Below are 12,095 nucleotides of genomic sequence, written 5' to 3'. Positions count from 1 at the left end.
CGCGGCGATTCCGCGTGGCCGACACGTCTCGCACGACACGCAGCGCCGATCAGCCGAGCGGCTGTATCCTCGATCGCCCGGCCGTGAACGGCCGGGCTCACTCCCCAAGCCGGCTGAAGCCGGCTGATCCCAACGGCGCCTGCACCCAGCCGATCGACTCGGGCGCCTGGGCGCCTCACAGCCCCCTTCAGGGGGCTTGCGGATTCAGCCCGGGGCTTCAGCCCCGGGCGCACTCCGGCCGTGATCGGCATCCGCACACTGGCGACGGTGGTTATTCCCGGCCCTACCGGGCCGGCGGGTCAGGCAGCGCCTGACCCCTACAGGACGGGGGATACCGCCCCACCGTGCCAGGTCGGTGTCGAACTGGAGACGACCGCCCCTCCCCTGTAGGGGCGAGGCGCTGCCTCGCCCGCCGCGCCGGTGGCGCGGCACATTGCCGTGGCATGCATCGACCTCGTCGACGTTCCCACTGGCACTGTGGCCATCGTCCTACGGCGGCATTCGCGGCCCCACCGGGCCAGCAGGTCGAGCACCGCCTGATCTCGACAGGGCAGGGCCGACCATCCGACCGGTCACGAACATCCGCATCCGTTTCGCCAGCACCTGACCACCCACCTCGTGGAGCGGCCAGGCGTGCCTGGCTCCCCCGCGTCCGAGGCCCGCAGCGCGGCGGACGACACTTCCGCACCGTCTCGCACAGCGCGCCCAAGCGCTACACTTGACAGGCAAGCGGACGCGTCAGGGCAGGAGAGGAAGGAGAGCCATGCCGGCAAGAAGCAAAGCATTCCAGCGCGCGCTCGACACAGCGCTCGCCAACCGTGCCCAGCGCGAGGCGCTCGAGCGGACGCTCACCCGCTATCGCCAGCGACGGGCCGAGGCGTTCGCCGACGTCGACTTCTCCGCCCTGCGCACCGATCTCCGTCGGCGCAAGGAGGCGGCGATCGCCCAGCTTCCGGAGCTCGTCGCCGCGTTCCAGCGCCAGGCTGAGGCGGTCGGCGCGAGCGTCTATCTGGCACGCACGGCCGAAGACGCCCGCCGCTACATCGCCGAACTCGTCCAGCGCACCGGGGCTCGCCTGGTCGTCAAGTCGAAGTCGATGGCCACCGAGGAGATCCGCCTCAACGAGGCGCTCGAGCATGCCGGAGCCCGCGTCGTGGAGACCGACCTGGGTGAGTGGATCGTGCAGCTGGCTGGCGAGCGGCCGTCGCACCTGATCGGCCCAGCCATCCACAAGTCGCGCGAGCAGATCGCCGAGCTCTTCTCCCGGGTGCTCGGTCGCCCGATCGCGCCCGATCCCCCGCAGCTGGTCGAGGTCGCCCGCCAGGAACTCCGGCGCGCCTTCATCGAGGCAGATATCGGCATCACCGGCGCCAACGCCGCCATCGCCGAGACAGGCACGCTCGTCATCGTCACCAACGAGGGGAACGCCGAACTGGTCGCCACTCTCCCCCCGATTCACGTCGCGGTGGTCGGTATCGACAAGATCGTCCCCACCCTGGACGATATCCCGCCCCTGCTGCGCGTCCTGCCCCGAGCCGGTGCTGCCCAGAAACTGACCGTCCGCGTCCTCTTCGTCACCGGTCCGACCCGCACGGCCGACATCGAGATCCAGCTGGTGCGCGGCGCGCACGGGCCGCGCGAGCTGCACATCGTCCTGCTCGACAATGGGCGCCTGGCGGCGCGCCAGGATCCGGAACTGGTCGATGCCCTCTATTGCATCCGCTGCGGTGCCTGCTCGAACGTGTGCCCACCCTACCAGGTGGTCAGTGGGCATCTCTTCGGGCACATCTATACCGGCCCGATCGGCCTACCCTTGACCGCCATCCATCATGGGCTGGAGGCGGTAGCCGACCCTCAGAGTCTCTGCGTCTCCTGCAACGCCTGCGAGACCGTCTGCCCGGTCGCCATCCCGATCCCGCGCCTCATTCTCGATGTGCGCGCCCGCGTGGCCGAGCGACTCGGGCTCCCCTTCCTCAAGCGAGCCGTGCTCGAGCGCTGGAGCGACCCGCGCAGCGGCGACCGTTGGGCCCGGCTCGCGGCGCTCGCCGCTGCACCGCTGGCCGACCGCGACGGCTTCCTCCGCGCGCTGCCGCTCGTCGATGGTGCGACGAGCAGCCGGCACCTGCCGGCCCCGGCCCGGCGGCCATTGCGCGACCGGCTGCGGCACCTGGCGCCGGAGCTGGTCGGCGAACGAGCGGCCCCGCCGCCCCGCTTCGCTGGCAGCCGCGTCGTCGGCCAGACGGTCGCCTTCTTCCCCGGCTGCCTCATCGATCGGCTGTTGCCCGAGATGGGCGAAGCGGCCGTCCAGGTGCTGGAGGCCTGCGGCTGCCGCGTGGTCTTCCCGCTCGAACAGCACTGCTGCGGATTGGTGGCCAACAACGCAGGCGACCGCCGACACGCCCGCACCATGGCACGACAGACGATCGCGCTCCTCGAGCGGGTCGAGGCGGACTGGATCGTCACCCCCTCGACGAGCTGCTTCGCGGCGATCGCGCAGGACTACCAGCACCTCTTCCGCGACGAGCCGGCGTGGCGCGAGCGCGCGGCCCGCGCTGCTGCCCGCGTGGTCGACTTCGTCACCTTCCTCGACCGGATCGCCCAGCTCGGCCCGCAGGAGTGGTCGCGACCTGGCCCAGTCGTGACGTACCACGACAGCTGCCAGTCGGCCAATGCGCTCGGCTTGCGCGAGCAGCCCCGGCGCCTCCTCAGCGAGGTCCTGGGCTGTACGGTAGTGGAGATGGAGGAATCGAGCTTCTGCTGCGGGTTCGGCGGGACCTTCAGCCTGGACTACCCGGAGCTTTCGGCAGCCATCCTGGAGCGCAAGCTGCGCACGGCGGGCGCGACTGGCGCACCGCTCGTCGTAGCCGACAATCCGGGGTGTCTCATGCAGATCCGCGGCGGGCTGCACGCGCGGGGGAATCCGCAACGAGCAGTCCACCTGGCGGAACTCGCCGCCGAGCGCCTGGCCGATCTCGCAGGCCCGCCAGTGGAACAGGGAGAACGCACGATCCATGCACCGGCATGAGCACCAGCACACCCCGGCCAGTCTGCGGGCCGAGTACAAGCAGCGCGCGCTCGCCTGGGCGCTCGGCATCACGCTGGTCTTCATGGTGGCAGAGGCGATCGGCGGGTGGCTGGCTGGCTCGCTGGCCCTCCTGGCTGATGCCGCCCACATGGCGACCGATGCGGCAGCACTCGGACTCGCGCTGTTCGCCAGCCTGCTGGCGCGTCGACCGGCCACGCCGGCGCGCTCCTACGGCTTCTATCGGGCCGAGGTACTGGCCGCGCTGGCCAATGCCGCCTTCCTCATACTGGTTTGTGCCGGCATCTTTTGGGAAGCGTTCCAGCGCCTGCTCCATCCTCGGCCGGTCGATGCTCCGCTGATGCTCGCCATCGCGCTGGCTGGGCTGGCAGCCAATGGCGCAGCAGCGTGGGTTCTCTCGCGCGGCGCGCTGCATCGTCACGACGTCAACCTGCGGAGCGCCTTCCTGCACGTCCTCGGTGACCTGCTCGGCTCGGTCGCGGCCATCGCCGCCGGCACGATCATCTGGCTGACCGGCTGGACGCCGGTCGATCCGCTGCTCTCGGCGGCCATCGGGTTGCTCGTCCTGCGCTCCGCCTGGCGTGTGCTCTGGGACTCGGTCGAGGTCCTGCTGGAAGCCACACCGGCTCACCTCGATCCCGGCGCGATCCGCGCTGCCATGCGCACCGTCCCTGGTGTCGTCGACGTGCACGATCTCCATGTCTGGACGGTCACCAGCGGCTTCATCGCGCTGAGCGGACACGTCGAAGTGGACGAGACGCGCCCGTGGCCAGCGGTGCTCCTCGATCTCGCCCAGGTTCTGCGTGACCGCTTCGGGATCCTGCACGTGACGCTCCAACCCGAGGAACCGGCTGGGCTCCCGGAAGCATTCCGCGGCTGCTCACTCGATTCACCGGAAGGCTTGCGCAGCTGCCTCTTGCCACTGGCCGAGGAGACCACCACGAGCCAGCGTTGACGAGCGCGGTCGACCCGGAACGACAGCCACTGGCGACACGCGTGCAGGCCAGGCCTGCCGGGAAGGCGGCTGCAGGACGATCTCTTGCAGGATCCGGTCGTTTCGTTACAATGCCTGCAGTGACGAGCGGCACAACAGGCAAAGCGGAGGACGAGGGTGAGCGCAGCAGAGACCGTCAAGTTCGTGTTGACCGAGGCCGATCTCCCAACGCACTGGTACAACCTGGCCGCCGATCTCCCCACGCTTCCCCCACCGCCCATCCACCCAGGGACCGGGGAACCGGTGGGTCCGGCCGACCTCGAACCCGTCTTTCCGATGGAACTCATCCTCCAGGAAGTGAGCCGCGAGCGCTGGATCGCGATCCCCGGGCCGGTTCTCGACGTCTACCGACTCTGGCGACCGACGCCACTCTTCCGAGCCCGTCGGCTCGAGCGCGTGCTCGGTACACCAGCGCGCATCTACTACAAGTACGAAGGGGTCAGCCCGGCCGGGAGTCATAAGCCGAACACGGCGGTCGCCCAGGCCTACTACAACAAGCAGGCCGGCGTGAAGCGGCTCACCACCGAGACCGGAGCGGGTCAGTGGGGAAGCTCGCTCGCCATGGCCTGCGCCTTCTTCGGTATGGAACTCAAGGTGTATATGGTGCGGGCCAGCTATCTCCAGAAGCCGTACCGGCGTATCCTGATGGAGACCTGGGGAGCCCAGTGCGTCCCCAGCCCCAGTCCCGACACCGCGTCCGGCCGGCGCTTCTACGAGCAGGATCCCGAGCATCCGGGAAGCCTCGGAATCGCCATTTCCGAGGCGGTCGAGGACGCAGCCTCGCGCGCGGACACCAAGTACTCGCTCGGGAGCGTGCTCAACCACGTGCTCCTGCACCAGACGGTCATCGGGCTGGAGGCGCTCCGGCAGTTCGAGCTGGCCGGTGACTACCCGGACGTCATCTTTGGCTGTGTCGGGGGCGGTTCCAACTTCGCTGGTCTCACTTTTCCCTTCGTGCGGGACAAGCTTCAGGGGAAGGACGTGCGCATCGTCGCCGTCGAACCGGCCGCCTGCCCGTCGCTCACCCGCGGCGTCTATACCTACGACTTCGGCGATACGGCACGGACGACGCCGCTCCTCAAGATGCATACGCTCGGCCACACCTTCATCCCTGCCCGGATCCACGCCGGTGGCTTGCGCTACCATGGGATGGCACCACTGGTCAGCCACCTCTACGAGCACGGACTGATCGAGGCGATCGCGCTCCCGCAGACCAAGGTGTTCGAGGGAGCCGTTCTGTTCGCCCGTGCCGAGGGGATCATTCCCGCTCCCGAATCGGCACATGCCGTGCGCGCTGCGATCGACGAGGCCCGCCGCTGCGCCGAGACTGGCGAAGAGAAGGCGATCCTGATCGGGCTGAGCGGGCACGGCCACTTCGATCTGGCAGCCTACGAGGCCTACCTCGCCGGGAAGCTGGAAGACTACGAGTATCCCGAGGAAGCAGTCCGCCAGGCGCTCGCCGAGCTGCCGAAGGTCAGCGGCTGACCACCGCGACGAGCGACTTGCGACCGCACCCCGCTGCTCCCGTTGCACGATCGGGGCGGCGGGGTGTTTTTCGGGGATACCTGCTCGCGCTGGCAGCACCGCTCCTGACGACAGCGTCACTGACTGGCTCGGTCGGACTCGCGGTCCCGCGGTCGTCGCTGTGCCGAGCACCGTGCCCGATCGACCAGGGCACCTGGGTTACCGAGTGGGACGCGGCTCGCGCTGCTCCGCCCGACCGCACCGCTCGCGCACCGGATCGAGCGTTCGCTCGGCCCGGTGACGTGATAGACTGGAGGCGATCGGAGGCCGGCGATGGCGTTCACCGTCGAAGAGTTCCGAAAGTTCCTGGATTTGATCGAGCAGCATCCGGAGTTACGGGAGGAACTCCGGCGGTATGTGCTGACCCAGGAATTGCTGACGCTCCCGACTGAGGTGCGCGACCTGAGTCGCCGCGTCGACCGGCTCGAGCAAGCGGTGGAGTCGCTCACCGAAGCCGTTAGGGAGCTCGTGACGGTCGTCCGCAGCCACGACGAGCGGCTCTCCCGCGTCGAGCAGCAAGTCGCCGACCTCCGCGAGCTGATCCGCGAACTTGCCGAACTCACCCGGCGGCACGACACCGAACTCCAGGAGATCCGTGCACTCCTGGCTCGCCAAGACGAGCGGATCGCTCGCCTCGAAGAGATCGCTGCGCGTCAAGAGGAGCGCCTCGCCCGCCTGGAGGAGATCGCCGCCCGCCAGGAAGAGCGCATGGCACGCCAGGAGGAGCGCTCCGCTCGCCTCGAAGAAATCGCCGCCCGTCAGGAAGAACGCCTCGCCCGCCTGGAGGAGATCGCCGCCCGCCAGGAAGAGCGCATGGCTCGCCAGGAGGAGCGCTCCGCTCGCCTCGAAGAAATCGCCGCTCGCCAGGAAGAACGCCTCGCTCGCCTGGAGGAGATCGCCGCCCGCCAGGAAGAGCGCATGGCTCGCCAGGAGGAGCGCTCCGCTCGCCTCGAAGAGATCGCCGCCCGTCAGGAAGAACGCCTCGCTCGCCTGGAGGAGATCGCCGCCCGCCAGGAAGAGCGCATGGCACGCCAGGAGGAGCGGCTCGACCGGCACGAGGAGCGGCTCGATCGCATCGAGGTCGAGATGCGCGAGATGCGTGCCGCCATCACCACATTGACCGAAGCCGTGACCGCGCTGACCCGCAAGACGGAGGAGCACGACCACCGACTGGATCGCCTGTCTCGCCTCTACGGCGCTGAGGTCGAACTCCGCGCCTTGCGCCGGATCCTCGACCTCTACCGAGCAGCTGGCTGGGAACCGGTGACCCGACCGCGGGCAGTCGCCGTGAACGGTGAGTTCGACGTCGTCGTCCTCATGCGTCACCCCGAGCGGGGAGAGTACTGGTTCATCGTCGAGGCGAAGGCCCGCCTCCATCCGCGCGATGTCGTGGAGTTCGCTGGCAAGCTCCAGCAGCAGCAGGTCCGCCGAGCCCTCCGCGAGCAGGGGGTCAGCGGCCTGACCATGGCATACCTCTACGGCTATTCGGTCGATCGCCGAGTCGACCAGGCCGCCCGCACCCTCGGGATCGGCATCCTCGACGAACTCGGCGAAGCGGTCGCTCCTCAGCCGGTCGCGTTGGACTGAGTCTCGTCGGCGAGCTGGCGTGCGGTCCGGAAGATCGCGTCCAGCATCGCCTCGTCGAGCAATCCCGTCTGCGTGTTGCGCCGGCTGGGATGGTAGCTGGCGATGAGCCACAGCGTGCTGTTGCGCCAGGGGAGCGCTGGCCACCGGTAGAGCGCGCCGTGCCGGAAGCGCGGCCGCGGCGTCGCCACCTCCCCTACCGGCTCGGGCTGACCCGCTCCGAGCTCGCGCAGGGCAGCCAGTGCTGCCTCGAACGCGATCTGGCCCAGGCAGACGAGCACCTGAGCCTGCTCGAGCAGCCCCAGTTCCTCGACCAGATAGGGCCGGCAGCGCGCGAGTTCCTCCCGGGTCGGCCGATTGTCGGGAGGAGCACAGCGGCAGGCTGCCGTGATGTACGCCTCGCGCAACGCCAGCCCATCCCCGCGCTGTCGGCTCACTGGCTGGTTGGCCAAGCCCACGCGGTACAGCGCACGGTAGAGAAAGTCACCCGAGGCATCGCCGGTGAACATCCGTCCCGTCCGGTTCCCTCCGTGCGCTGCGGGCGCCAGCCCGACGACGATCACTCGTGCCTGCGGATCGCCGAAGCCGGGAACCGGCTTTCCCCAATAGTCCTCGTCGCGGTACGCCCGGCGCTTCGCCTGCGCGACAGCCGCCCGATAGGCAACCAAACGCGGGCAGGCCGCGCAGGCGACGATCCGCTGGGCGAGTGCACTCAGTCGGTCAACCGTGCGGTCCATCAGTCCCTCCCGCACGAGTGTGCGCCGAGCGGAGTCGATGGCGCCAGGCCAGCACGGGCAGCGTGTGCCAGTGTGGTCCCCGCGCGGGTGCGCTGTGCGGGCGATTCCCGGTACCGGTCGTGCACGCGCGAGCCGATGAGGCTGCTGCAGCGCCGAGCAGCCCGGCCAGGTGACCGACCAGCACGGCACCGGTCCTGCGCTCCCGACCAGTCAGATGCATGCCTCGGGGGTCGACCGCGCCGCAAGGTGCTCCACGCCTCGCCCCCACAGGGGAGACACCGTACCGCCCCCCACGGCCGGAGCTGGTCCCACGACGCTGCACACCAACGCCGCACCGATCGTCGAGCACCCGGTATCCCCATCACCTCGGGGTCGGGCGCTGCCTGCCCCGCCGGCCCGGGAGGACCGGCAATCCAGGGCGGGCGCAGTGGGGAGCGTGTCACCGGGATCGTCAACGCCCACGGTTGGGTGCCACCGTGTTTGCCGCGCCTGTGGCGCGGTTGGGTGCGGCAGCGCCTCGCCCCGACAGGGGTGGGCGGCGCATCGCCGGTCGGGCATCCATTTGCCACGGGTGGGCGGCCCGCCCATGCTGTAGGGGTCAGGCGCTGCCTGACCCGCTGGCTTGGCAGGGCCGGCAATCCCCTGGTGGGGCGCTGGTCACGGTGCCGCTGGGATCGCCGAGGCGGCCGATACACGTCACGAGGGGCTGCCGTGCCGCAAGGCGACGGGCGCGGCACACCGCGCCCCTGCACCGGTTGGGCGAGCATCCCCAGCAGGGCCCATGCGCGCCGCGGTTCGGCGGTGCGCTGTCTGCCTTGTAGGGGTCGGGCGTTGCCCGACCCGCCGGCCCGAAGGGCCGGGAATGGGCGTGCGGCGTGGCCGGATGCCCACAATGCCGAGCGACATGGCCGTGAGGATGATTGCCGCCCAGGTCGCCGAGCCGGTGGGGTGGTCAGGCGACGCAGCGCATCGCCCTGGCACCGGTTGCGCGGTCCATCCCCTGTAGCCCGATACTTGCCACGGTTCGGCGCTGCCGACTCCCTGTGTCGGGCTCAGGCGCCGCCCGACCCGCCGGCCCGAAGGGCCGGGAATGGGCGTGCGGTGTCCAGCGCACGGTCCGTCCTACCGGGGCCAGCAGTCACGCCGCGGGCGACTGGTGACCGCGCCAACGGTCGGCCCATCCAGTGCGTGCCGCGCCGGTGGACGACGTGCCGCGTCGCTCCGACCGACGCGCTGACACTGCAGACAGCGAGATCCCGCTGCATCACGTTCGCTCGCCACATCGTGAGCAGTCGCCTTGCGCTCGGCTCCTACCCGTTCGGGTAGGAAGAGACTCCCCGGTTGGAGAGTCGCGAAACTACCCGCCTGGGCGTGTTCGCTCCGTCGTTCCCCGACGAGACTGAAAACGGGAACGAGGAGCGGCAAGGACCGCACCGGATGAGTCGAGGAGGATCGACGATGGCTGAACGACAGGATCGACCACCGTCCTCGATCGGTCAGCGTAAGGTGAGTCGGCGCGGCCTTCTGGGAACCGCGGCTGGTCTTTCGGCGGGTGCGTTGCTGGCCAGTTGCAGTGTCTTCCAGCGCAAAGAAGAAACACCCAAGCTGGGGGCGAGCGCCGACGAGATCATCAAGGCACGGCAGCTGACACCGGAGGACGTGACGGCCGCGCTCATGACGTATGTTCCCTCCGGGAAGTACGACGAGTACCTGATGTTCTCCTCCACCGGCCACGGTGGCCAGGTGCTCGTACACGGTCTCCCCTCGATGCGGCTCCTCAAGGTGATCGCGGTCTTCACCCCCGAGCCCTGGCAGGGCTATGGCTACGGCGGGTACACGAATGAGGTCCTCGAGGGCGGGTACTTCCACGGTAAACCGATTCTCTGGGGCGATACCCATCATCCAGCCTTGAGCGAGACGAACGGGGAGTACGACGGCGAGTTCCTGTTCATCAACGACAAGGCGAACGGTCGCGTCGCTGTCATCGACCTGCGCGATTTCGAGACGAAGCAGATCGTCAAGAACCCGCTTCTGGTGAACGAGCACGGCGGCTGCTTCGTCACTCCGAACACCGAGTACGTGCTGGAGGCCGACCAGTACTCGGTGCCGCTGGGGGGCGTCTACGCGCCGATCACCGAGTACAAGGAAAAGTATCGCGGCGTCCTCACGTTCTGGAAGTTCGATCGGCAGAAGGGCCGCATCGTCCCCGAGCAGTCGTTCGCGATCGAGACGCCGCCCTACTGGCATGACCTAGCCGATGCCGGCAAGGGACCGTCTCACGGTTGGGCCTTCTGGAACTCGATCAACACGGAACTCGCGATTCCGGGTATCGCCGAAGGCCGGCCAGCCCTGGAGATCGCGACGACCCAGCGCGACATGGACTATCTCCACGTCGTCAACTGGAAGAAGGCAGAAGAGGTCATCGCGGCCGGCAAGTACGAGGAGATCAACGGTTTCAAGGTCATCCGGATGGACGTCGCAGCGAAGGAAGGCGTTCTCTTCCTGATCCCGGAGCCGAAGAGCCCGCACGGTGTAGACGTGACGCCAGGTGGGGACTACATCGTCGTGGCCGGGAAGCTCGATCCGCACGTGACGGTCTACAGCTTCGCCAAGATCCAGCAAGCGATCCAGGCTGGCCAGTGGGATACCGACGAGTATGGCATTCCCGTCTTGCCGTTCGAGCAGTGTGTGGAAGCACAGGTGGAGCTGGGGCTCGGTCCGCTCCATACCCAGTTCGACGACCAGGGTTACGCCTACACGAGCTTGTTCCTGGACAGCGCCGTGGCGAAGTGGGCACTCGGCAAGCCATATCGTGACGATGGCTGGAAGCTCGTCGAGAAGCTACCGGTGCAGTACAACATCGGCCACTTGGCCGCTGTCGAGGGAGATACGACCAAGCCGGCCGGTCGCTTCCTGGTCGTCCACAACAAGTGGTCGGTCGATCGTTACGCCAGCCTCGGGCCGCTTCTGCCGCAGAATGCGCAACTGGTCTCGATCGCCCCGAATCAGCCGATGCGAGTCCTCTACGACTGCCCGATCGGTATCGGCGAACCGCACTACGCCCAGATTATCAAGCGGGAGCGGATCAAGTCGTGGGAGATTTATCCCGAGGTCGGCTGGAATCCGCACACGCAAAGCACCGATCCCAACGCCGTGCTCAAGGTCGGCGAGGAGCGGATCGAGCGCCGCGGCAAGACGGTCGAGATCTGGGGTGTGCTCCTGCGCAGCCAGATTCGTCCCGATCTGATCGAGGTGGAGCAGGGGGACGAGGTGATCTGGCACCTCACCAACATCGAGCGTGCTAAGGATGCCACGCACGGGTTCGCCCTCGGTGGCTACAACATCAACCTCAGTCTCGAGCCGGGCGAGACGCAGACCATCCGCTTCAAGGCCGATATCCCAGGCACCTTCCCGTTCTACTGCACGGAGTTCTGCTCCGCCCTGCATCTCGAGATGATGGGCTACTTCCTGGTGAAGCCGACCTGATCCCGCAGCGGTGGGGCTGAGGGAATTTCCCTCAGCCCCACTTCGACCGGTAACAGGCAAACCATCGAGTCGAGAAAGGATCGGAACCATGACCGGCATCACCGTTCGGGCCCCAGCCCAAGCCGGTATCAGCCAAGCGATCGCGCGAGTAGTTGCGCGCATCGGCGATCGTATCCCGTTCTTCCTCGCAGCGGCAGCGCTCGCGCTTTCGCTCTCCCTTCCCTACTGGCATATGACCTTGCTCGCCCCTCAATACCCGGGCGGACTCCGCGTGTGGATCTCTCTCACCAAGCTGACCGGCGACGTGCAAGAGGTCAACGGCCTCAACCACTACATCGGAATGATGAAGCTGGAGGATGCTGCCCCCTTCGAGCGTGCGATCGCCCCCTACGGCGTCCTCGCGCTCGCCCTGGTGGCGCTCCTCGCTGGTCTCCTCCGGCGCCGCTGGACCGCCCTCCTGGCTATCCTCGTCGTCATCTTCCCACTGGTCTTCGTCGCTGACCTGCAGTACTGGCTCTGGTACTTCGGGCACCACCTCGACCCGCACGCTGCGCTCTCCAGCGCCATCCGACCCTTCACGCCACCGGTGTTCGGGACGGGTCGCGTCGGGCAGTTCGTGGTGGAGACCCGCTTCGATAGCGGACTCTACCTCGCCGTGCTCGCCGCTGCGAGCGCGCTGGTCGGCATCATCGCTCGCCTGCGCGGGCCAGCGCAACGGGGGTGAGAC

Annotated in this window: 7 protein-coding genes; 6 read left to right on the top strand and 1 reads right to left on the bottom strand. The window is 68.2% G+C overall.

What is annotated here, in order from left to right; genetic code table 11:
• The first annotated feature begins 763 nt into the window (after nt 1-763).
• From TRD_RS10135 to TRD_RS14665, 4 genes are all read left to right on the top strand, one after another.
• Nucleotides 764-3,025 carry an LUD domain-containing protein gene (locus tag TRD_RS10135; protein ID WP_012643306.1) on the top strand — a complete coding sequence of 754 codons (2,262 nt, stop codon included), beginning with the start codon at nt 764-766 and terminating at the stop codon, nt 3,023-3,025.
• Complete coding sequence (locus tag TRD_RS10130; RefSeq protein WP_012642406.1) at nt 3,012-3,998, top strand: cation diffusion facilitator family transporter; 987 nt, start codon at nt 3,012-3,014, stop codon at nt 3,996-3,998. Before TRD_RS10135 ends, TRD_RS10130 begins: the two co-directional genes overlap by 14 nt.
• 156 nt (nt 3,999-4,154) lie before the next feature.
• Nucleotides 4,155-5,522 (top strand): TrpB-like pyridoxal phosphate-dependent enzyme, encoded by a 1,368-nt coding sequence (locus TRD_RS10125; protein ID WP_012643107.1) that lies wholly within the window; start codon nt 4,155-4,157, stop codon nt 5,520-5,522.
• Between the two features lie 312 nt (nt 5,523-5,834).
• The gene (locus tag TRD_RS14665; protein WP_041437238.1) at nt 5,835-7,148 is read left to right on the top strand and encodes a coiled-coil domain-containing protein; all 1,314 of its coding nucleotides are present in this window, start codon (nt 5,835-5,837) and stop codon (nt 7,146-7,148) included.
• On the opposite strand, the gene TRD_RS10115 is transcribed toward TRD_RS14665, so the two are convergent.
• Entirely contained in the window at nt 7,127-7,882 is a 756-nt protein-coding gene (locus TRD_RS10115; RefSeq protein WP_012642531.1) for a uracil-DNA glycosylase, read from the bottom strand. The genes TRD_RS14665 and TRD_RS10115 overlap by 22 nt on opposite strands.
• A 1,458-nt stretch (nt 7,883-9,340) precedes the next feature.
• Between TRD_RS10115 and nosZ the strand changes: the two genes are divergently transcribed.
• Nucleotides 9,341-11,368 carry a Sec-dependent nitrous-oxide reductase gene (gene nosZ / locus TRD_RS10110; protein WP_143714764.1) on the top strand — a complete coding sequence of 676 codons (2,028 nt, stop codon included), beginning with the start codon at nt 9,341-9,343 and terminating at the stop codon, nt 11,366-11,368.
• An 88-nt stretch (nt 11,369-11,456) separates the two neighbouring features.
• Complete coding sequence (locus TRD_RS14890) at nt 11,457-12,092, top strand: hypothetical protein (protein ID WP_012642722.1); 636 nt, start codon at nt 11,457-11,459, stop codon at nt 12,090-12,092.
• The last annotated feature ends 3 nt before the right edge of the window (nt 12,093-12,095 follow it).

Origin of the sequence: Thermomicrobium roseum DSM 5159, from assembly GCF_000021685.1 — a bacterium.
Lineage (GTDB): Bacteria > Chloroflexota > Chloroflexia > Thermomicrobiales > Thermomicrobiaceae > Thermomicrobium > Thermomicrobium roseum.
The sequence above is the reverse complement of the archived record's forward strand: the minus strand, read 5'-3'. Positions and strand labels throughout refer to the sequence as shown.

Coding starts and splice junctions, on each gene's coding strand:
- TRD_RS10115 (WP_012642531.1), bottom strand. CDS start 7,882: ATGGACCGCACGGTTGACCGACTGAGTGCACTCGCCCAGCGGATCGTC.
- nosZ (WP_143714764.1), top strand. CDS start 9,341: ATGGCTGAACGACAGGATCGACCACCGTCCTCGATCGGTCAGCGTAAG.
- TRD_RS10135 (WP_012643306.1), top strand. CDS start 764: ATGCCGGCAAGAAGCAAAGCATTCCAGCGCGCGCTCGACACAGCGCTC.
- TRD_RS14665 (WP_041437238.1), top strand. CDS start 5,835: ATGGCGTTCACCGTCGAAGAGTTCCGAAAGTTCCTGGATTTGATCGAG.
- TRD_RS14890 (WP_012642722.1), top strand. CDS start 11,457: ATGACCGGCATCACCGTTCGGGCCCCAGCCCAAGCCGGTATCAGCCAA.
- TRD_RS10130 (WP_012642406.1), top strand. CDS start 3,012: ATGCACCGGCATGAGCACCAGCACACCCCGGCCAGTCTGCGGGCCGAG.